Annotated in this window: 17 protein-coding genes; 3 read left to right on the top strand and 14 right to left on the bottom strand. The window is 71.5% G+C overall.

The features are described 5' to 3' along the window. The first annotated feature begins 233 nt into the window (after positions 1-233). From AB0399_RS36120 to AB0399_RS36110, 3 genes are all read left to right on the top strand, one after another. On the top strand, positions 234-2,309 hold the full coding sequence (locus tag AB0399_RS36120) for a glycosyltransferase (protein ID WP_329369456.1): 2,076 nt from the start codon (positions 234-236) through the stop codon (positions 2,307-2,309). A gap of 241 nt (positions 2,310-2,550) precedes the next feature. Next, complete coding sequence (gene rfbC / locus AB0399_RS36115) at positions 2,551-3,162, top strand: dTDP-4-dehydrorhamnose 3,5-epimerase (RefSeq protein ID WP_328464098.1); 612 nt, start codon at positions 2,551-2,553, stop codon at positions 3,160-3,162. A gap of 116 nt (positions 3,163-3,278) precedes the next feature. Continuing rightward, entirely contained in the window at positions 3,279-4,067 is a 789-nt protein-coding gene (locus tag AB0399_RS36110; protein ID WP_328464100.1) for a class I SAM-dependent methyltransferase, read from the top strand. 9 nt (positions 4,068-4,076) lie between these two features. Here AB0399_RS36110 and AB0399_RS36105 read toward each other — a convergent pair whose 3' ends face one another. From AB0399_RS36105 to AB0399_RS36040, 14 genes are all read right to left on the bottom strand, one after another. Further along, positions 4,077-5,819, bottom strand: coding sequence for a DUF6020 family protein (locus AB0399_RS36105; protein WP_366414176.1), 1,743 nt, complete (start codon positions 5,817-5,819; stop codon positions 4,077-4,079). Next, positions 5,816-6,739 (bottom strand): glycosyltransferase, encoded by a 924-nt coding sequence (locus AB0399_RS36100; protein ID WP_329369451.1) that lies wholly within the window; start codon positions 6,737-6,739, stop codon positions 5,816-5,818. Before AB0399_RS36100 ends, AB0399_RS36105 begins: the two co-directional genes overlap by 4 nt. Beyond that, positions 6,736-7,110 carry a DUF2304 domain-containing protein gene (locus tag AB0399_RS36095; RefSeq protein WP_328464106.1) on the bottom strand — a complete coding sequence of 125 codons (375 nt, stop codon included), beginning with the start codon at positions 7,108-7,110 and terminating at the stop codon, positions 6,736-6,738. Before AB0399_RS36095 ends, AB0399_RS36100 begins: the two co-directional genes overlap by 4 nt. Positions 7,111-7,113: 3 nt before the next feature. Further along, a complete protein-coding gene (locus tag AB0399_RS36090) occupies positions 7,114-7,842 on the bottom strand; it encodes a glycosyltransferase family 2 protein (protein ID WP_329369448.1) in 729 nt (242 codons plus the stop codon). 22 nt (positions 7,843-7,864) lie between these two features. Next, positions 7,865-9,421 (bottom strand): hypothetical protein, encoded by a 1,557-nt coding sequence (locus tag AB0399_RS36085; protein WP_366414175.1) that lies wholly within the window; start codon positions 9,419-9,421, stop codon positions 7,865-7,867. Next, positions 9,414-10,310 (bottom strand): dTDP-4-dehydrorhamnose reductase, encoded by an 897-nt coding sequence (gene rfbD, locus AB0399_RS36080; protein ID WP_366414174.1) that lies wholly within the window; start codon positions 10,308-10,310, stop codon positions 9,414-9,416. The genes AB0399_RS36085 and rfbD overlap by 8 nt, the downstream gene beginning before the upstream one ends. Beyond that, complete coding sequence (gene rfbB / locus AB0399_RS36075; RefSeq protein ID WP_329369443.1) at positions 10,307-11,290, bottom strand: dTDP-glucose 4,6-dehydratase; 984 nt, start codon at positions 11,288-11,290, stop codon at positions 10,307-10,309. Before rfbB ends, rfbD begins: the two co-directional genes overlap by 4 nt. Continuing rightward, positions 11,287-12,354 carry a glucose-1-phosphate thymidylyltransferase gene (locus tag AB0399_RS36070; protein WP_329369441.1) on the bottom strand — a complete coding sequence of 356 codons (1,068 nt, stop codon included), beginning with the start codon at positions 12,352-12,354 and terminating at the stop codon, positions 11,287-11,289. Before AB0399_RS36070 ends, rfbB begins: the two co-directional genes overlap by 4 nt. A gap of 81 nt (positions 12,355-12,435) precedes the next feature. Continuing rightward, positions 12,436-14,574: a hypothetical protein gene (locus tag AB0399_RS36065; RefSeq protein ID WP_366414173.1), complete on the bottom strand. Its 2,139-nt coding sequence runs from the start codon at positions 14,572-14,574 to the stop codon at positions 12,436-12,438. A gap of 205 nt (positions 14,575-14,779) precedes the next feature. Continuing rightward, positions 14,780-16,279: a bifunctional cytidylyltransferase/SDR family oxidoreductase gene (locus AB0399_RS36060; protein ID WP_329369438.1), complete on the bottom strand. Its 1,500-nt coding sequence runs from the start codon at positions 16,277-16,279 to the stop codon at positions 14,780-14,782. Positions 16,280-16,415: 136 nt separating this feature from the next. Next, positions 16,416-17,858 carry a GTPase ObgE gene (gene obgE / locus AB0399_RS36055; protein ID WP_329369436.1) on the bottom strand — a complete coding sequence of 481 codons (1,443 nt, stop codon included), beginning with the start codon at positions 17,856-17,858 and terminating at the stop codon, positions 16,416-16,418. A 132-nt stretch (positions 17,859-17,990) separates the two neighbouring features. Then, positions 17,991-18,245 (bottom strand): 50S ribosomal protein L27, encoded by a 255-nt coding sequence (gene rpmA, locus AB0399_RS36050; protein ID WP_202233703.1) that lies wholly within the window; start codon positions 18,243-18,245, stop codon positions 17,991-17,993. Between the two features lie 14 nt (positions 18,246-18,259). Then, complete coding sequence (gene rplU, locus AB0399_RS36045; protein WP_328464128.1) at positions 18,260-18,583, bottom strand: 50S ribosomal protein L21; 324 nt, start codon at positions 18,581-18,583, stop codon at positions 18,260-18,262. Positions 18,584-18,922: 339 nt separating this feature from the next. Next, a partial coding sequence (locus AB0399_RS36040; protein WP_366414172.1) for an Rne/Rng family ribonuclease occupies positions 18,923-21,676 on the bottom strand: 2,754 nt, incomplete at its 5' end.

Here is a 21,676-nt window from a genome sequence, read left to right as displayed (position 1 = left end):
CCGCCCGTCCCGCCGACGTCCCACCTGAACAGACGCCGACGTCGAAGTGACACCAGTCACAATCCGCGGTGTACGTACATCCTTTCGCCCGCTGAATCGTCTTACCGCAGAGCGCCACGTGCCCCCTGAGGCACGCCCGCGCTCTGTTCGGCGACCCCTCACGGCCGCCGTAGGATTCCACGGACATACCAGCGGCCTGAACGAGAGCTGCGAAAGGCGAGGCGGAAACAAGGATGTCGGTCAAGGTCAGCGTCATCGTTCCGGTCTACAACCCCGGGAAATACATAGAGCCCTGCATCGCGTCGCTGTTGGGACAGACGCTGCCGGCGGACGAACTGGAACTCCTTTTCGTCAATGACGGCTCCACCGACGACACCCCCGCGAGACTGGACCGGCTCGCCGCCGAGCACCCGCAGGTGCGGGTGATCCACATCCCGAACTCCGGCTGGCCGGGCAAGCCGCGCAACATCGGCGTCGAACAGGCGCGCGGCGAGTACGTGCACTTCGTCGACCAGGACGACTACATGGCGCCCGACGCGCTGCGCCGGCTGTACGACATGGGCCACCGCAACGGCTCGGACATCGTCTTCGGCAAGGTCGCGAGCAACTTCCGCGGCGTCCCGCACGGCGTCTTCCGGGTCAACCGCGAGAAGTGCACGATCCACGACGCACCGCTGGTGGACAGCCTCACGCCGCACAAGATGTTCCGCACCCAGTTCCTGCGGGACAACAAGATCGCCTATCCCGAGGGCAAGCGGCGGCTGGAAGACCAGCTGTACATGATGGAGACCTACTTCCCGGCGAAGGTCGTCTCCATCCTCGGCGACTACACCTGCTACCACTACTCCAAGCGCGACGACGGCAAGAACGCCGGCTCGGCGAAGATCGTGCCGTCCGGTTACTACGGCAACCTGCGCGAAGTGCTCGACGTGGTGGTCGCCAACACCGAGCCCGGCACCTTCCGGGACGACCTGCTGCGCCGCTTCTACCGGGTCGAGATGCTCGGCCGGCTCAGCGAGCCGTCGGTGCTGAAGTACACCCCCGAGTACCGCGACGAGATGATCGACGCCGTCAACGACGTGGCCGGCGACTTCGTCAACGACGGGGTGCACGACGGGCTCGGCGCCATCATGCGGCTGCGCTCCACCCTGCTGCGCCGCGACCGGCGCGAGCAGCTGGTCGTGGTCGCCCGCCGGGCCTCCTCGGTCAAGGGCGCCGCCCGGCTGGAGGACTTCCGCTGGGTCGACGGCCGGATCGCCATCACCGTCACCGCCCGCCTGGTGTGGGGCGACGACAAGAAGCCGCTGTCGCTGCTGCGCCGCGGCGACCGCTACTACCTGCACCCCGACTTCCACCAGGACCTGCTGGAGGACGGCGAGCTGATCGACGTCACCGACGAGATCGACGGCTACCGCGCGGAGGTCAGCATCCGCGACCGGGAGACCGCGGTGGAGTGGGCCTGCCCGGCGGAGTTCGAGACCGCGGTGGAGGACCTGCCGGCCGTCGCGGGCGGCCCGGAGGGCGTGCTCTGCGAGGTGGTGCTGCACGGCACCGGCTACCTCGACCCCAAGGCGGTCAAGGGCCGCGACGCGCTCACCCGCGGCATGTGGGACGTGTGGGTGCCGGTGCGCGGCCTCGGCCTGGTCCGCAAGGCCCGGCTCGGCGCCGACCGGGCGCCGGGTGTGGACGACGCGTGCCTGCCCGCCCTGCTCGGCGAGCCCGCCCAGCTCACGGTGCCGTACTTCACCGACCCGCACGGCAACCTGACGCTGGACGTGGCGCGGCGCGGCAAGAAGCTCGGCGACGCGCTGGCCGGCCACGAGGTGCTGCGGATGCCCGGCGACCAGCTGGAACTGGAGCTGGCCGCGGTCTCGCACACGGGCACCGCCACGGCCCGGGCCTGGCTGGTGCTGCGCGGCACCGGTCCGGACGCGGCCTTCGCGGGGCTGCCGGCCGTGCTGGAGCCGGTGGGCGGCCGGGTGCACCTGCGGCCGGCCGACGTCAAGGAGGGCGCCACTCCGTTCACCGGGCTGCGGCCGGGCACCTGGCAGCTGTCGGCCCGGCTGGACGGCGCCGCCTCCGGACCCGAGCTGAAGATCGGGCAGGTGCGGGTCGACGACCGCGGCCGGCTGCACCCGGTCGAGGGTCTGGCTACGGTGGACCCGGCGACCGCCCGTGAGGCCCAGGCCCAGCGGCGCCGGTCGGCCAAGCGCAGCATGCTGAAGCGGATCGGCGGCCCGGTGATGCAGCGGCTCAACCCCGGCTCCCGCAAGAAGCTCCGGCGGATGGCCGCGCGCTTCGGCGCCTAGGTTCGGAGCCTGGGTTCGGAGCCTGGGTTCGGCGCCCAGGCTCCGGCGCCTGGCTTCGGCCTGGGTTCGGGGCGGGACGGCCGCACGGCACGCAGCACCACTCGAACGGGGTCCCGCGCACATCGGCGGGACCCCGTACTCCTCGCGGGTGTTCCTGCCGCCGGCCGGCCACCGCTTCGCCCGCCTCCCTTCCCGTCGCCCTCTCCCCCACCCGTCACCAACCCCCAAGGACGTGATCCGCATGCGGCAGCTCGACATCGCCGGCGCCTTCGTACACGAGCCCAAGATCTTCCCGGACAGCCGGGGGAGCTTCCACGAGTGGTTCCGCGCCGCGGACTTCGAGGAGTCCGTGGGCCACCGGCTGGACCTGGTGCAGGCCAACTGCTCGGTGTCCAGCCGCGGCACCCTGCGCGGGGTGCACTTCGCGGACGTGCCGCCGAGCCAGGCGAAGTACGTCAAGTGCGTGCGCGGCGCGGTGCTCGACGTGATCGTGGACATCCGGGTCGGCTCGCCCACCTTCGGCCAGTGGGAGGGTGTGCGGCTGGACGACGACCAGCACCACGCGGTGTACCTCTCCGAGGGCCTGGGGCACGCCTTCATGGCCCTCACCGACGACGCCACGGTGGTCTACCTCTGCTCGGCCGGGTACTCCCCCGGGCGCGAGCACGGCATCAACCCGCTCGACCCGGAACTGGGCATCGCCTGGCCCTCGGACGTCGAGCCGCTGCTGTCGGAGAAGGACGCCCAGGCCCCCACCCTCGCCGAGGCCCGCGCGCAGGGGCTGCTGCCCTCGTACGAGGACTGCCTGCGGTTCGACGCAGAACTGCGGGCCGGCGGCCCTGCGGGCTCCTGAAACCTCTGAGGTCTCTGAGGATTCGACAAACTTCCGCTGAACGATGTCGGTCCGGCGGAGCAAGCGCTAGCGTCGCTCCATCACTCCCGCCGTCTTTCGCATCGAGGGGTTGTTCAGTGCACCGTCACGAGTTCCTGCGCAGGCTGCACAAGGTCTACAAGCCGCGCAACTATCTGGAGATCGGCGTCAACGACGGGAAGAGCCTGGCGCTGTCCCGGGTACCGTCCGTCGCGATCGACCCGGCCTTCAAGCTCACCCAGTCCATCAGTTGCGACGTACACCTGGTGCGGGCCACGAGTGACGCGTTCTTCAACCGCAAGGACCCGCTGCTGCACCTGCGCCCGGGACGCAACCCGTTCCGGGCGCTGGGCCGGCGCGACCCGCTCGCCCTGGTCGGCGACCCCGTGCTGGAGCTGTCCTTCATCGACGGCATGCACATCTTCGAGTACGCGCTGCGCGACTTCATGAACGTCGAGAAGCACTCCCGCTGGTCCAGCGTGATCGTCTTCGACGACATGCTGCCGCGCAACGTGGACGAGGCCGCCCGCGACCGCCACACCAAGGACTGGGCCGGCGACGTCTTCAAGGTCGCCCAGGTGCTGCGCCGCTACCGCCCCGACCTGACCGTGGTGGACGTCGACACCGTGAAGACCGGCGTGACCGCGATCTTCGGCGCCGACCCGACCAACACGGTGCTCCGCGACAACTACGACAAGATCATCGCGGAGTACGCCACCGAGGACCCGCAGGACATCCCGGAGGAGCTGCTGCTCCGCAAGAACGCGGTCAACGCCGAGACGCTGCTGCGGGCCCCCTTCTGGCCCGCGCTCGCCCGGGCCCGCAACCTGCGCCGCGGCCGCTCGTCCTTCGGCGCGATCCGCCGGCAGATCGAGTCCGTGAGCTGACCGCTGGTCTCAGGTCCGGCGCCCCGTCGCCGGCGCCGTGTCCTGGCTGCCCTCGGTGGGCGACCCGGTCGTGGTGTCCGGCGGGGCCGCCGACCGGGCGGCGCGCTCCCACGGCAGCGTTCGGCGGCCGGCCAGCGCGAGCACCGGCACCGTGAGCATGCCCACGAAGAGCGCGGCGCACATGTAGCGCCACAGCGGTGACGGGTTCGCCGCGAGCACCGTGACCTGGAGGCCGGCCGGCAGCACCGCGAGCGCCAGCAGCTCGTACCTGCGGCGGCGCACCGCGACCAGGGCGACCACCAGGTAGCCCAGGTAGGTCCAGTTCACCCCGCGCCACAGCACCGGTGCCTTCCTCGGTGTCTGCGTCCACTCGTAGGCCCTGGTGGCCAGGTGGTCGAGCTTGTACGACAGCGGGGCGTCGGAGAGCGACGCGTGGTACGGCAGCTGCTGGACCGAGTCCAGGCCGAAGCTGGACCAGGTGCGCAGCACGTGGTGGTTGGACGCCGCGTACTTGCCGGTGTGGCCGTTGAACGCCCAGGCGATGTCGGCACGGCACAGCCGGGCGTCGATGATCAGCGTCGGGTGGTGTTCGAGGATGCGCCCCCACAGGGCGAGCAGTTGCCCGTTCTCCTTGCCGGCCTTGATCCGGTTCATCGGCTTGTGCATGATCGGGTCGGCCACATGGCAGTCGCCGCCCGGCCCGCTCCAGTGCGACAGCGGCGCGAGGCCGCGCATCAGCCGCAGGTCGGAGGCGGTGAAGATGTCAGGGCGCTTGGCGTAGGCGACGCCGATGTCGGCGTAGTTGAAGGCGTACACCTCGTCGGGGCGCGGCTTCTGGACGCCGAGCGCGGGGTAGAGGAAGTTGTTCATCGCCAGCGTCAGCACCAGCGGGACCCCGATCGCGGCGGCGATCCAGCGGCGCATGCCCGGCAGCAGCAGCACCAGCAGCACCACGGCGGCGATGAGCACCGGGAAGCCGTTGTTGCGGAACAGGCCGATGCCCAGGCAGCCCAGGGCCAGCGTCAGCAGCTGGCGGCGGAAGGACCGGTCGCGTACGGCGTGCTCGCGGCGCAGCCGGCGGGCGGTGAGCTGGACCACCGCGCCGAAGGCGACCAGGGTGGCGATGGTGTAGGCGACGTCCTTCCAGACGAACACCGTGAACGAGGCGGTCATCGGCGCCGCGGCGACGACCACGGCGGCGGCCGCGCTCCACCGCCCGCGCACCCCGAGGTCGCGCAGCGCCACGCAGACGTAGGCGAGCGCGGCGGCCATGCAGACGGTCTGGACGAAGGTCAGGGCCGCGATGCCGCCGGTGACCTGGAGCGAGATCCACAGCAGCGCGTCGTAGGCGACCGAGTGGTCCGAGCGCCAGTGGGAGGTGCTGACCTCGTAGATGTAGGTGAGGGTGTCGCCGCTGATCCGGCCCGGGTAGAAGGCGGCCCACCAGCCCAGCAGCAGCAGCTGGCAGGCGGCGTACACCGCGAGCGGCAGCCGCCAGCGGGCGGGCAGGCGAGCGGACAGCCGGGAGGGCGACCAGCGGCCGGGCCCGGCCGGGGAGAGCGCGGAGGCGCCCGGCGGCGGGCCTGCCGGGGCGCCCCCGGCTGCCTTCCCCGGGGCCTTCACCAGGTCGGGCGGCGCGGTGTCCGCGGAGGTGTCCAGATGGGCGTCGGCGCGGGCGTCGGCGCGGGCGTTCGCGGGAGCGTTCGCGGGGGCGCCGAACCGGCCGCCGCCCGGGGAGTTCGGGGCGCTCATCGGGCCGCCGCCGGGGCGGCCGGGCGCGGCACCCGGGCGAAGGCGTGCCCGGTCAGCTCGCGGGCCGTGTCCAGCCGGCGCCGGCGCAGCGCGCCCGGCACCATCAGCAGCGCGTGCAGCCGGGTGGACAGGTGGCGGCGGGCGGTACGGGCGGCGCGGTGCCAGCCGAGCGCGTCGAAGTCGGCGGCGAGTTCGAGCAGCAGCCGGCGGGTCTCCTCGAAGCGGGAGCCGCTGACCGCCTGCGCGGAGGACTCGCTGCCGACGTGCCGCCGGTAGTCGAAGCAGATCTCCGGGTCGGTGACCAGCTCCTCGCCGCGCAGCAGCAGCTCCACGGTGAGCGCGAGGTCCTGCACGACCGTCAGGTCGGTGCGGAAGCCGACCTCCTTGAGCAGGTCGGAGCGCCAGCACATGGCCGGGAAGTAGAGCCAGTTGCCGCGCAGCAGGCTGACCGCGAGCTCTTCCCCGCCGAGCCGCGCGCGCCGCTCGGGCGCCGTCGAGTACAGCCGCCGCTTGACGGTGTCGACCAGCGTGTGCACCGGGCGGCCCTCGCCGTCGATCACCCGGACCCCCGGCTGGTACATCGCGGCGCCCGGCAGGTCGGCCCGGGCGGCCCGTACGGTGGCGACGTAGCCGGGACGCATCAGGTCGTCGCAGCCCATCAGCACCGTGTAGGGGTAGTCGGCCAGCTCGACGCAGCGGCGGAAGTTGCCGGTGACGCCGAGGTTCTGCTCGTTGCGGAAGTACCGCACCCGGTGGTCGTCCAGGCCGGCGAACCACTCCGGCACGCCGGGCCGGGTGTCGTCGTCCACGACGGTCAGCCGCCAGTCGGGGTCGGTCTGCGCGAGGACGCTGCGCACGGCGTCGCGCATCAGCGCGGGGTCGCCGTAGTACGGAAGCATGATGTCGAGCGTGTCGGTCACTGGGAGCGTTCGCCTTCCACGGCGGCCAGCGGCCGCTCGGGTTCCGGGCGGTGGGCCGTGCGCAGGGCCGCGTCACGGGCGAGTTCGGTCAGCCGGCGTTCCATGGCGCGAAACCGCAGGTAGGTGTTGAGCGCCAGCGCGGTCACGCCGACCACCAGCAGGTACAGCACCAGGTCGGTGCCGCGGCCGACACCGAGCAGGTGGGCGGCCTTCGTGGTGTCGCCGGGCCGCAGTACCGCGTAGGCGTTGAGGAAGCAGAAGGCGAGGAAGGCGATCCGCTTCCACGCCCGGGTCCGGGTGGTGTTCCAGCTGCGCATGAACACCGCGAGCAGGACCACCACCGCGGACAGCAGGACGATCTGGATGAGCACCGGTCAGCCCTTCTCGCGGTTCAGGGACAGGTCGAAGAGGATGTTCACTCCGTTGAGCAGCGACTGGCCCTTGGCCCGCGAGTAGTCGGTGTAGCGGATCGACACCGGGGACTCCACGACGCTCAGGTCGGAGCGGGCGAGGAAGCCGGTGATCTCCGAGGCGTGCGCCATGCCGTTCATCGTGATGTTGACCCGGGCGGCGGCGGTGCGGTTGAACAGCCGCAGCCCGTTGTGCGCGTCGGAGAGCTTCAGGCGGCGCGCGGTGGGGCTCACCGCCGCCGCCGTACGCAGCACCAGGCGCTTGGCCCAGGGGACTTCGACGCGCTCGCCGCCGGGCCGCAGGAAGCGGGAGCCGAGCACCACGTCGGCGCCCCGGGCCCGGGCCACCGCCAGCATGGTGATGACGTCCTCGACGCGGTGCTGGCCGTCGGCGTCGAAGGTGACGAAGCGTTCGGCACCGGGCTGGGACAGTGCGTAGTGCAGCCCGGTCTGGATCGCCGCGCCCTGCCCGAGGTTGACGGGGTGTTGGACGAGGTGGGCGCCGGTACGGGCGACCTCGTCCTGGGAGCCGTCGACACTGCCGTCGTCGACGCACACCACGTTGGGGAAGGTACGCAGCGCCTCTGTCACCACTCCGGCCACGACCGGGGCTTCGTTGTAGACCGGGATGATCAGCCAGACATCACCGAAGGTGCGCTTACTGGCAAGGCGCGGCGCGCCGGAAATCACCATGGGAAGCGCACCCTTTCGTCAATTATTCAACCGATTGTGGACGCTCCGCGGGGTCCCGGAAATTGGTCCCCTGTATCGCATCCGTCCACCCAGCTTGACGGTCGAAGTGACGCATAGGTTGCATCCGAATGGCATAAGTCACCCGGATGGAGAGCAGGATCGCGGTGATTGCCGCGCCGACCGCATAAGCGATCTCGACCCGGTCACGGATAGGCAACGGACTGAACGTCACCGCGAGCAGCGCGGCCGTGCCGACCGCCCAGGAAACCAGTTGCCGGCCGTGGCCGCCGGTGGTCTGCAACGCCTGGCCGAGCACCGAGGCGAGCATGTAGCAGAGCGTGCCGGCCGACAGCCAGGCGAAGTCCGTCCAGCCGAGCAGATCGGGCGAACCGAACAGCCGCGGCACCAGCCACGGGCCCAGCGCCACCGCCACCACCCCGCCCGTGCCGCCCAGCAGGCCGGTGAACGCGGCCGTACGCAGCAGCAGTTGGCGGTAGGCCGCACGGTCGCCGGCCGCGACGGCCTCGGACAGCCCGCGCAGCAGCGACGCCTGGAGCGAGCCGAAGACGAACAGCGGCACCCGGGCCAGCACCACCGCGGACAGCAGCGCGGTGATGAACGCGGTGTCGTCGGGTGCCAGCAGCTTCACGCTGATCACCGAGATGTTGACGAGCAGTTGGGCGAGCAGCGTGGAGGGGATCAGCGCGAGCAGGCCGGACCACAGCGCACGCCACGGCAGCGGCGGCGACGACCGGAGCGCCGTCGCCCCGCCCGTCCGGGCGGCCCCGCCCGCCGTCTCACCGACAGAAGCGGCACCAGTGGCCCCGCCTGCGACGGCGCCGGCCGCGACGCCGGCGGCGGCAGCGGCGACATCCGCGCCGGCCACGGGCTTCACCGCGCTCACGCCCTCCGCGCCGTACCGCGCCGCGCGCAGCACCCACGGCAGCGTGGCCGCCACCGACAGCAGCGTCGGCACCGTCAGCACCGCGGCGAACAGCAGCGGCGAGTGCGTCCCGGCTGCCGCCAGCAGCACCGAGAACACCACCCGCAGCGCGCCGTCCAGCGCCAACTGCGTGCCGTACACCCGGAATCGGCCGGTGCCGGCCAGCATGCCGCGGGTCACGTACGCCACCGACAGCGCCCCGAACGCCGCGCACAGCGCGCCGACCAGGGAGAGGTTGCCGTCGAAGAGCCGGTTCGCGACCGGGTGCGCGAGGACCGCCACCGGCACGCACACCGCGGCCAGCAGCCCCAGCGAGGTGGCCAGGCCGCGGCGCAGCACCGGACCGGTGCCCTCTCCCGCCACCACCCGGGCCGCGACCAGCCGGGTCATCTCCTGCTCGATCGGGAAGAAGAGCCCGAGGCCGACCGAGAAGACCAGCGTCCACAGCACCGACACGCCCGCCATCCGGTCGGACGGCAGCGTCCGGCCGGCGGCCGCGAGCTGGATGTAGCTGGCCAGTCCCAGGACCGCGGTGCCGGCGCCCACCAGCGCGGTGCCCGGCGGCAGCACCGCCAGCGCCCGCCGGCCCAGCCGCCGCGCCCGCCCGCCGGCCGCGCCGGCCGGGGCCTCAGCCACGTTCGGCTGCCACCAGGGCGGGGAACGCCTCGGCCAGCGCCGACCGCCAGTCGCGGATCGGTTCGATGCCGGCCGACTGCCACCGGTCGTGGCCGAGCACGCTGTACGCCGGGCGCGGCGCGGGGCGCGCGAACGCCGCGCTGGTGGTGGGCCGGACCCGCTCGGGGTCCGCGCCCAGCAGCCGGAAGATCTCCTGGGTGAAGCCGAACCAGGTCGTCTCGCCCGCGCTGGTGCCGTGGTAGACGCCGGCCGGCGCGTCGCCGGCGAGCGCGGCGGCGCCGAGCCGGACCAGATGGTCGGCCAGGTCCGCGGTCCAGGTGGGCTGCCCGCGCTGGTCGTCCACCACGTCGAGGGTGTCCTTGACGCCCTCCAGCCGGATCATCGTGCGGACGAAGTTGCCGCGGGCCGCGCCGTACAGCCACGCGGTGCGCACCACGTAGCCGGCGTCGGGCAGGGTGTCGAGCACCGCCCGCTCGCCGGCCAGCTTGGTGCGCCCGTAGGCGCCGCGCGGACCGGTGGCGGCGTCCTCGGCGTACGGCTGGTCCGCGTCCCCGGCGAAGACGTAGTCGGTGGAGACGTGGATCAGCTTCGCGCCGGACTTGGCGCACGCCTCGGCGAGGTGCCGGGGCCCGTCGCCGTTGATCCGCGCGGCGTCGGCCTCGCGGCTCTCCGCGTCGTCGACCCCGGTCCAGGCCGCGCAGTTGACGACCAGGACGGGCTGGTGCTCGGCGATCGCGGTGGCGACCGCCTCCGGGTCGGTGATGTCCAGGGCGGTGCTGCCCATGGCCACCACCGCGGTGTCCGGCTCGGTCCGCAGCCGGACCAGCAGGTCCTGGCCCAGCATCCCGGCGGCGCCGGTCACCAGCCAGGTCGCGTTCGGCGGTTTCACAGTGTGGCGCGCTCCTTCAGCGGCTCCCACCAGGCCCGGTTCTCCCGGTACCAGGCGACGGTCTCGGCCAGGCCGGTCGCGAAGTCCTTGCGCGGCACGTAACCCAGCTCGGTACGGATCTTGGTGCAGTCCACCGAGTAGCGACGGTCGTGGCCCTTGCGGTCCTCGACGTACTCCACGGAGTCCCAGCCGGCCCCGCACGCTTCGAGCAGCAGGCCGGTGAGCTCCTTGTTGGACAGCTCGGTGCCGCCTCCGATGTTGTAGACCTCTCCCGGGCGGCCGAGGTTCCGTACCAGGTCGATTCCCTGCACATGGTCGTCGATGTGCAGCCAGTCCCGGACGTTGCCGCCGTCGCCGTAGAGCGGGACCTTGCCGCCGTCCAGCAGGTTGGTGATGAACAGCGGGATGACCTTCTCCGGGAAGTGGTGGTGCCCGTAGTTGTTGGAGCAGCGGGTCACCCGCACGTCCAGGCCGTGGGTGCGGTGGTAGGCGAGCGCGATCAGGTCGCTGGACGCCTTGGCCGCGGAGTACGGCGAGTTCGGCTGGAGCGGGTCGGTCTCGGGCCAGGAGCCCTCGGCGATCGAGCCGTACACCTCGTCGGTGGAGATGTGCACGAACGTCCGCAGGTTGTTGCGGAGCGCCGCGTCCAGCAGGGTCTGGGTGCCGGCCACGTTGGTGGTGATGAACTCGGTGGCGCCCAGGATCGAGCGGTCGACGTGCGACTCGGCGGCGAAGTGCACCACCTGGTCGTGCTCGGCGACCAGCTTGTCGACGAGCTCGGCGTCGCAGATGTCGCCCTGCACGAAGCGGAAGCCGGGGTGCGCGCGGACCTCGTCGAGGTTCGCCGGGTTGCCCGCGTAGGTCAGCTTGTCCAGGACGGTGATCGCCACGTCCCCGGGCCCGGTCGGGCCGAGCAGCGTACGGACGTAGTGGGAGCCGATGAAGCCGGCCCCGCCGGTCACCAGTATGCGGTCGGTCATGACGAGATCTGCACCTTGCTGTGATCGCCGAGCACCAGGCGGTGCGCGGCAGGGTTTCGGGGGGCCGGGGTCACTTCGACGTTGCGCCCTATGAGCGACGCCTCGACCCGGCGCACGCCGGTGAGCGAGGAGTCGCGCAGCAGGATCGAGTACTCGATCTCGCTGTCCTCGATCCGGCAGTTCTCCGACACGGAGGTGTACGGGCCGACGTACGCGTCGCTGATCACCGAGTTGCGGCCGATGATCGCCGGACCGACGATCCGGCTGCCGGCCACCTTCGCGCCGGCCTCGATCCGGACCCGGCCGATGATCTCGCTCTCCGCGTCGACCTCGCCGAGCACCTCGGGTTCGAGGGTGTCCAGCACCGACCGGTTGACCTCCAGCATGTCGGTGACGTTGCCGGTGTCCTTCCAGTAGCCGGAGATCGTGGTGGAGCGCACGTCGCGCTGCTCGTCGATCAGCCACTGGATGGCGTGGGTGATCTCCAACTCACCGCGCCAGGACGGCTTGATGGCGCGCACCGCCTCGTGGACGGCCGGGGTGAAGAGGTAGACGCCGACCAGCGCCAGGTCGCTCTTGGGCTGCTTCGGCTTCTCCTCCAGGTTCTTCACCCGCCCCTGCGCGTCGAGTTCGGCGACGCCGAAGGAGGTCGGGTTCGGCACCTTCGTGAGCAGGATCTGCGCGTCCGGGCGCTCCGCGCGGAACTCCTCGACGAGGCCGCTGATGCCGCCGACGATGAAGTTGTCACCGAGGTACATCACGAAGTCGTCCTCGCCGAGGAACTCGCGCGCGATCAGCACCGCGTGCGCCAGCCCGAGCGGCGCGTCCTGCGGGATGTACGTGACCGCGATACCGAGGGCGGAGCCGTCGCCGACCGCCTCCTTGATCTCCTCGGCGGTGTCGCCGACGATGATGCCCACCTCGGTGATCCCGGCTTCGGCGATGGCTTCCAGGCCGTAGAACAGCACCGGCTTGTTGGCGACCGGTACCAGCTGTTTGGCCGAGGTGTGAGTGATCGGCCTGAGGCGGGTGCCCGCCCCGCCGGAGAGCACAAGTGCTTTCACGTTACGTCCCATGCAGATGGATTCAGGGGGCGGTCACTGCGGGTCGCGACCCGCGCCCCCGGCTGCGAGCATACCCGGACGTCACCCCGCGTTTCGCTCCTGGACATCCGACGCCAACTCCTCGTCGGCGCGCCGTTGCGGAGTGGTTCGCTCCATTTCGGCCCTGGCCTGGGCGGTCGGACCGTCCAGCGGATCGACATCACCCGTCTGGCCCAGAGCGGCCTGCTGGACGAGCCGGACCTCGGCCTTGTGTGCGAGGTCGCGCACCGCCTGCGAGAACCGCTCGATGGAGGTCGGGTGGTCCGGGCCGAGCAGGTACTGCTTGATCTCCTTGCGCGACCCGGCCAGCGGGTCGAGCTCGGGGGTGACCACGGCCGTGACCAGCTCGCCGACCCGGCTCGCCGAGTTGTCCAGGATGAGCGCGGCGCGGGCGGCGGTGTTCTGCCGCTTGAACTCCTCCTCGCCCAGTTCGGCCGAATCGGTGATGGCGTACGGCTTGCCGGTCGCCACGAAGTCCGAGACCACGCTGGAGATGTCGGAGACCATCGCGTCGGACTCGTTGAAGCACTCGTACAGGTGAGGCATCGGGCCGGTGACGACCTTGTGCTCCCAGGCGCTCAGCGACTTCCAGTACGCGGCGTTCCACCGGGCGCGCAACTCGGCGAGCCGCGCCGTGAGCTGCGGGTCGGCGATCGAGTCGCGGGACATGATCGCCATGTCCCCCTCCGCGGAGGTCGCCTCGGCCACCAGCGAATCCAACTCGGTCTCTATCGACGCCAGTTCGGCGCGGGCCGTGGCCTGCGCCGCCTTGCCCTCGGCGATCCGCGCGGACCACGCCGGGTCGGCGGCCCGCTGGGCGTTCGCCTTCGCCAGCACCGCGACCACCTTGTCGTGGGCCCGCTTCGCCTTCGGGTTCACGGTGCCGGTGAACGGGTGCGGCTTGTACAGCACCCGGACCGGGGTGGCGGACGCGACCAGGCCGCGCACGATGTTCACGCCGGCCAGCATCAGCGAGGTGTTGCCGGGCTCGTCGGTCCAGCCCTCCCAGGTCGGCGCGTACAGCACGGTCGGGACGCCGGTCGCGGCCGAGCCGTCCCAGGCGGTGATCCCGGCGAGCTGCGGGCGGCCCACCTCGACCACGTCCTCGTCACGCACCCCGACGTCGGCGAGCGCGTACCGGTCCCGGCCCGCCTTGCCGGCCGACCACACCTCGTCGTACGCCTTGCTGAACGGGTTGATGCTGGCGACCTTGTCGCTGTCGCCGTGGCCGACGAAGACGTGCTTCATGCTCGGCACCCGCAGCAGGTGGATGTTCTTGCCGACGTTCGCCGGGTACAGCGCGACCCGCACGGTCGACAGGTCCATGTTCATCAGGTGCACCGCGCCCGGCACGCACAGCACCGGCACCGCGGTGTCGGCGAGCTGGAGCAGGATCGCCCGCTCGCGCAGGATCACCAGCGGCCGCTCCCCCGGCATGTCCGCCATCGTGTCCAGCCACATGTTGACCTGGTACGCGGAGTCCGGCGAGCCGGAGAAGTACAGCACGGTGCTCGGCCGGTACGCCCGCAGCCAGGTGTCCATGAACGCCAGCGCGTCGTCGGTCTTCGCCGGCAGCCGGCGGCGGGTGAGGTACGGCGCCAGGGCCAGCGTGTACACGATGCCCAGGCCCAGCGTCAGCGCGGCACCGAGGTAGACGAACGCGATGTGCCCGGCCTTCGCGTACAGCAGGAGGCCGATCACCGCGAACAGGTCCAGGTGCAGCATCTTCTCGGCCGCGCGCGAGGTCAGCAGGCCCGACGGCGCGTTGGTGATGCGCATCCCGCTCAGGTCGATGTTGCGGGTGCCGAACGGAAGCTTGCGGCGGTTGCGGATCAGCGTGATCAGGGCCGCGTGCGGGGCCTGCATGCCGTAGAAGACCAGGAAGCAGACGATGGCCGCGGAGAACGCCCGGTTGTTGGCGAGGTTCATCTGCGCCATCAGCAGCACCAGCGTCAGCTCACGCAGCAGGAAGCGCAGCGACAGCCCGGCCCGGGCCTTGCCCAGCCGGTTGATCAGGTACGAGCGGCGCTGGTGCAGGAACCAGTCCGTCACGTAGCTGACCGCGCCGGCGGCCACGAAGAACCACAGGCTCGGCAGCAGCGCGGCGATCACCAGGCACGGGTAGCTGAGGAGCATGAGCAGCGCGGCGGCGAGTTCGCCGCCGGACGCCACACGGGCCATGCGAATGGCTTTTGAGATCACGGGGTGACTGCTCCAGTGCGATGTCGAATGAGACGTCGAATGAGGATACGGAGATCGGGTGAGGCGGAGTGGCGGTGCGGGAAGGGGCGGGCCGACCGGCGCCGCGCTCCCTCATCAACGGACGAAGTCCCTGGGCGCACCGTGTCACGCGGGCCCAAGGACTGTCGATCCGTTCCGGTAAGGATTACTGCTCGTCCTCCCCCTGGGCGAGAACGTGTGCCAGCGCGCGCTCGATCCCGGAGGCGCCGGACAGGCCCTGCATCGGGTCCTGCTGGCGGACGTCGATCACATGGCCGGTGAGGGTGGAGAGCAGGACGTCGAGCGAGGTGCGGGCGACCGCCTCCGAGGAGAGCAGCGAGCCGGCCGGCTCCTGGCCGAACGCCTTGGTGCGCATCGGCGTCGCGGTGCGCTCGGGGTTGACGCAGTTGACCCGGATGCCGTCGCCGGCCCACTCGTCGGCGAGCGCCTGGGTGAGGTTCACCATCGCGGCCTTGGTCGACGAGTACAGGCTGTACTCGGCCCGTCCCCGGGTGTAGCTGCTGGAGGTGTAGAGCAGCAGCTGGCCGCGGGTCTCGGCGAGGTACTTGTGGGAGGCGCGGGCGATCTGCACCGGGGCGAGGTAGTTGACCCGCAGCGCCTCTTCGATGGTCGCGTTGTCGGTCTCGGCGAGCTTGCCGATCCGCAGCACGCCCGCGGTGTTCACCACGTAGTCGACCCGGCCGGTCTCCGCGTAGGCCCGCGACAGCGCGTCGTCGACGTGCTCGGGGTCCTCGACGTGGGTGCCGGTGGTCGAGCGGCCCAGCGCGAAGACCTTCGCGCCGTATCCCTCGGCCATCGCCGCGATGTCGGCGCCGATGCCGTAGGAGCCGCCGAAGACCACCAGGGTCTTGTCGGCGAGCAGCTCGCGGTACGCCGCCTCGTCGGACTGGCCGGGGGCGGCGGTGGAGGCGAGCTGGAAGAGCTTGTCGGCGATGAAGACGTCCACCGGGGTGGTCACCTTCATGTTGTGCTCGTCGCCGGGGACCACGTAGATCGGCACGTCGGGCAGGTACTTCAGCACCACCGAACAGTCGTCGGTGGCCTGGAAGTTGGGGTCGCCGCCGGCGACCTCGTAGGCCCGGCGGATGGTGGACAGCCGGAACGCCTGCGGGGTCTGGCCGCGGCGCAGCCGGGAGCGGTCCGGCACCTCGGTGATGAACTCGCCGTCGCCGCCGTGGGTGCGGGTGACGATGATGGTGTCCGCGGACGGGATCGCCACGTCCACCGCTTCGTACCGCTCCAGCGCGGCCACGCAGTCGGCGATCACGCGCTGCGAGATCAGCGGGCGCACGGCGTCGTGGAAGAGCACGTTGCGGTCCTGGCCGGGCTCGAGCTCCTCGCTCAGCGCGGCGATGGCCCGCTCGGTGGTCTCGTTGCGCGTCGTGCCGCCCTCGATCACCCGGCTGACCTTCTTCAGACCGGCCTTCGTGACGATCTTCTCGACGTCCGGGACATAGCCCGGCGCCATCAGCACGATGATGTCGTCGATCGCGTCCGACTGCTCGAAGATGGCGAGCGTGTGCTCGATCACCGCTTTACCGGCGATCTTCAGCAGCTGCTTGGGAATCGACAGGCCGACCCGCTGCCCCGTGCCACCGGCAAGGATGACAGCGGTGGTACGGGAGTGGGCAAGGTGCAGGGACACGTGAGACCTACCTAGCGGCAACAAGAGATACGGGGATCGTCTCACCCCCGGTAACCGTCTCGCAAGGCGGGGTTCACCGAGGCGCCCCTCGCCGCAAGGTCCCTCGACCACGGGGAGGGGCGGCCAGGAGGTCCGGTCACCCTCCGAACGGATGGAACTCGTCGTAGGCGTCGGCGGCCTCGTCGTGCTCGGCCTGCCGGTCGCGACGCCGGCTCGCCGCGGGCCGCGGCGTGTCGAAACGGTGGTCCTCACCGCGCCGCCCCAGCATCTCCGCACCGGCCGCCAGCGACGGCTCCCAGTCGAAGACCACCGCGTCGTCCTCCGGCCCGATCGCGACGCCGTCGCCCGCCTTCGCCCCCGCCTTGACCAGCTCGTCCTCGACACCGAGCCGGTTGAGCCGGTCCGCGAGGTAGCCGACCGCCTCGTCGTTGGTGAAGTCCGTCTGCCGCACCCAGCGTTCGGGCTTCTCGCCACGCACCCGGTACAGCTCGCCGTCGTAGGTGACGGTGAACCCGGCGTCGTCGACGGCCTGCGGCCGGATCACCACGCGGGTGGACTCCTCGGCCGGGCGCGCCGCCCGCGTCTCCGCCACGATCCCGGCCAGCGCGAACGACAGTTCCTTGAGCCCGGCGTGCGAGACCGCGGACACCTCGAAGACGCGGTAGCCGCGCGCCTCCAGGTCCGGCTTGATCATCTCCGCCAGGTCCTGCCCGTCGGGCACGTCGATCTTGTTGAGCACGACCAGCCGCGGCCGGTCCTCCAGCCCGCCGCCGTACGCCCGCAGCTCCGCCTCGATGACGTCGAGGTCGGTCACCGGGTCGCGGTCGGACTCCAGGGTCGCGGTGTCCAGCACGTGCACCAGCACCGAGCAGCGCTCGACGTGCCGCAGGAACTCCAGGCCCAGCCCGCGGCCCTGGCTCGCGCCGGGGATCAGCCCGGGCACGTCGGCGATCGTGTAGACCGTCGAGCCGGCGTTGACCACTCCGAGGTTCGGCACCAGCGTGGTGAACGGGTAGTCCGCGATCTTCGGCTTCGCCGCCGAGAGCACCGAGATCAGCGAGGACTTCCCCGCGCTCGGGTAGCCGACCAGCGCCACGTCGGCGACGGTCTTCAACTCCAGCACGATGTCCCGGGCCTGCCCGGGCACCCCGAGCAGCGCGAAGCCGGGCGCCTTGCGCCGGGTCGAGGCGAGCGCCGCGTTGCCGAGGCCGCCGCGGCCGCCCTGCCCGGCGACGTAGGTGGTGCCCTGGCCGACCAGGTCGGCCAGCACGTTTCCGTCCCGGTCCTGCACGACGGTGCCGTCCGGCACCGGCAGCACCAGGTCGCTGCCGTCCTTGCCGGAGCGGTTGCCGCCCTCGCCCGGCTTGCCGTTGGTCGCCTTGCGGTGCGGGCTGTGGTGGTAGTCGAGCAGGGTGGTCACGTCCTGGTCGACGACGAGGATCACGTCCCCGCCCCGCCCGCCGTTGCCGCCGTCCGGCCCGCCGAGCGGCTTGAACTTCTCCCGGTGCACGGAGGCGCAGCCGTGGCCCCCGTTACCCGCGGCGACATGCAGTTCGACGCGGTCCACGAAGGTGGTCATGGGTGCTTCCTCCAGAACGTACGGGTTTCCCACGGTTCTTACGGTCCTACTGGCCTTGTAACACGCCGAGGGCGGCCCCACTTCCCGGAGTCCGGGAAACGGGTCCGCCCTCGAAAGTTCTTACGGCTCGCCTCAGGCGGCCGGAACGATGTTCACCACGCGGCGACCGCGCTTCACGCCGAACTCGACCGCACCGGCGGACAGCGCGAACAGCGTGTCGTCCTTGCCGATGCCGACGCCGGAGCCGGGGTGGAAGTGGGTGCCACGCTGGCGGATGATGATCTCACCGGCGTTGACGACCTGGCCGCCGAAGCGCTTCACACCGAGCCGCTGAGCGTTGGAGTCGCGACCGTTCCGGGTGGACGATGCGCCCTTCTTGTGTGCCATCTCTCCTCAGTCCCTTACTTCGCAGCCGCGGCGGGGATGCCAGTGATCTTCAGCGCCGTGTAGTGCTGGCGGTGACCCTGGCGACGGCGGTAACCGGTCTTGTTCTTGTAGCGCAGGATGTCGATCTTCTGGCCCTTGTGGTGGTCCACGATCTCGGCCTCGACCTTGATCCCGGCGAGCACCCACGGGTCGCTGGTGACGGCTTCGCCATCGACGACGAGCAGCGTCGAGAGCTCGACCGCGTCGCCGACCTTGCCGGTGGGAATCCTGTCAACCTCGACGATGTCGCCGACGGCCACCTTGTGCTGGCGGCCACCACTACGCACGATCGCGTACACGCGGAACTCACTCTCTCGCTCGATTCGAAAACCCCTGATGCCAGCCACTCCATAACTGCCGCGGAGGGGCCTCTCCCGGGAAGCCCGGGAGGAATGTGCTCAGGCGAAGGCGCAGAAACGCCGAAGGTCAAGGCTACGGACCGCGTCCACCCGGGTCAAATCCGGCCAGGGTCGAGCAGGACCGCCCGGGTTGCCCGCGCCCCTTGGCAGTGGCTGCACTGACCAGGGGCGCGTGGGGGCACCACCCAGGCGAAGCTCTGGGGGAGAACCGCGCGGCGAACCGCCGTGGACCGCAAGGTCCCTACGGCGCTGACGGGGCACCCCGGAGGGTCCGCCTGGCTACTCCGCGGGCGAACTCGCCTTCTTCGTCGCGGCCTTCTTCGTCGTCGTCTTCTTGGCCGCCGTCTTCTTCGTCGCGGCCTTCTTCGCCGTCTTCTTGGCCGCCGCCTTCTTCGCCGGGGCCTTGCGGGCCGCCCGCTTCTTGGGCTCGGCCCCGGCCTCCGCCGACGGCTCACCGTCAGGCTGCTCGGCCCGCTCGGCCTGAGCCTCCGCAGGGGCGGCCTCGGCGGACGGTACGACCACCACCGCCGCTTCCTCCGCTGCCGCGGCCGGCGCCCCCGCGGGCGCGGTCGCCTTACGGGTGGCGCGACGCCGCGCACGGGCCGGCGGCTCCGTCGAGACGGCAGGCTCCGGCTCGGCCTCGGGCTCGGGCGTGGCCGCCGCGGGCTCCGCGCTGACCACGACCACCGCGGCCTCCTCGGCGGCGGGCGGCGCCCCGGCCGGGGCGGTCGCCTTGCGGGTGGCGCGGCGGCGCGTACGGGCCGGCGGCTCGGTCGAGACGACCGGCTCCGGCTCGGCCTCGGCCGGCTCGACCTCGGGCTCGCTGACCGGGACGACCACGACGGCCGGCTCCGGCTCGTGGTCCGCCGCGGCGGGCGCGCCCGCCGGGGCCGTGGCCTTGCGGGCACCGCGGCGCCGACCGCGGCCACGGGAGCCGTTCGCGGCGGCCTCCGCCTCCGCGGCGCTGCCGAACCACTCCTCCTCGGGGTCGCCGACCGCCGGCACCAGGTCCGACTCGCCGACCTCGATCGGCTCCAGCTCCGGCAGTTCGGCCTCGTCGCCCTGCGCCTGCTCGGCCTCCACGGCCGTCTCGTGCTCGTGGTCGTGGTCGTGCTCGCCCACGCCGGCGCCACCACGGCGCCGCTTGCGCTTGCCGCCGCCACCGGTGGTGGTCGCCTGGTCCATGTGGACGATGACGCCCCGCCCGTTGCAGTGCACGCACGTCTCGGAGAAGGACTCCAACAGCCCCTGGCCGACCCGCTTGCGGGTCATCTGCACCAGGCCGAGCGAGGTGACCTCGGCCACCTGGTGCTTGGTCCGGTCCCGGCCCAGGCACTCCAGCAGCCGGCGCATCACCAGGTCGCGGTTGGACTCCAGCACCATGTCGATGAAGTCGACCACCACGATCCCGCCGAGGTCACGCAGCCGCAGCTGGCGGACGATCTCCTCGGCCGCCTCCAGGTTGTTGCGGGTGACGGTCTCCTCCAGGTTGCCGCCCTGCCCGGTGAACTTGCCGGTGTTGACGTCGACCACGACCATCGCCTCGGTCTTGTCGATCACCAGCGAACCGCCGGACGGCAGCCACACCTTGCGGTCCAGCGCCTTCAACAGCTGCTCGTCGATCCGGAAGTTGGCGAAGACATCTACCTCCGACGTCCAGCGCGACAGCCGGTCGACCAGGTCGGGCGCGACGTGCGAGACGTACTCGTGCACGGTGGACCACGCCTCGTCACCGCTGACGATGACCTTGGAGAAGTCCTCGTTGAAGATGTCGCGGACCACCCGCACCGTCATGTCCGGCTCGCCGTACAGCAGCGTGGGCGCGTTGCCGCTCTTGGACTTGCGCTTGATGTCCTCCCACTGCGACTGGAGCCGCTCCACGTCGCGGCGCAGCTCGTCCTCGCTGGCGCCCTCGGCGGCGGTGCGCACGATGACGCCCGCGTCCTCGGGGACGACCTTCTTCAGGATGGACTTCAGCCGGGCCCGCTCGGTGTCGGGCAGCTTGCGGCTGATGCCGGTCATCGAGCCCTCGGGCACGTAGACCAGGTAGCGGCCGGGCAGTGAGACCTGGCTGGTCAGGCGGGCGCCCTTGTGGCCGATCGGGTCCTTGGTGACCTGCACGAGCACCGGCTGGCCGGACTTGAGCGCGGACTCGATCCGGCGCGGGCCGCCGGACATGCCCAGCGCCTCGAAGTTGACCTCGCCCGCGTACAGCACGGCGTTGCGGCCCTTGCCGATGTCGACGAAGGCGGCCTCCATCGACGGCAGCACGTTCTGCACCTTGCCGAGGTACACGTTGCCGACGTAGGAGGTCGACTGCTCCTTGTTGACGTAGTGCTCGACGAGGACGTTGTCCTCCAGCACGCCGATCTGGGTGCGGTCGCCGTTCTGCCGGACCACCATGACGCGCTCGACGGCCTCGCGGCGCGCCAGGAACTCGGCCTCGGTGATGATCGGCACGCGGCGGCGGCCCTGCTCGCGGCCTTCGCGGCGGCGCTGCTTCTTCGCCTCCAGGCGGGTGGAGCCCTTGATGGACTGCACCTCGTCGGAACCGGTGCCGCCCTCGTAACGGGAGCGCGGCTCGCGGACCTTGACGACGGTGCGCTCCGGGTCGTCGGTGCCGGTGGCGGCCGCGTGGTCGTCGCCGCCGTCCGAGCCGCGGCGGCGACGGCGGCGCCGGCGGCGGCTGCTGGAGGAGGAGCCGCCCTGGGCGTCGTCGTGGTCGTCGTCGTGCGCGGCGCCGTTGTCGTCCTCGTCGTGGCCCTCGGCCGACTCGTCGGACTCGTCGTCGGAGCCGTTGTCGTCGTGGTCCTGGTCGCCGGACTCACCGCGGCGACGGCGGCGGCCACCGCGGCGGCGACGGCGGGACGGGCGGTCGTCGCCGTCCTGGTCGGCGTCGGAGCCGTCGGCGCCCTCGGCGCCGTCGTGGTCGTCGTGCTCGTCCGCCTCGTCCTGGTTGGCGGCGGCGCCGGCCCGCGCGGGCTCGGCCTCCAGCTCGACGGCCACCGCGGGCGACTGCTCGGGGGCGGTGCC

The organism is Streptomyces sp. NPDC088194 (genome assembly GCF_040702025.1).
Taxonomy (GTDB): Bacteria; Actinomycetota; Actinomycetes; order Streptomycetales; family Streptomycetaceae; genus Actinacidiphila.
The sequence above is the reverse complement of the archived record's forward strand: the minus strand, read 5'-3'. Positions and strand labels throughout refer to the sequence as shown.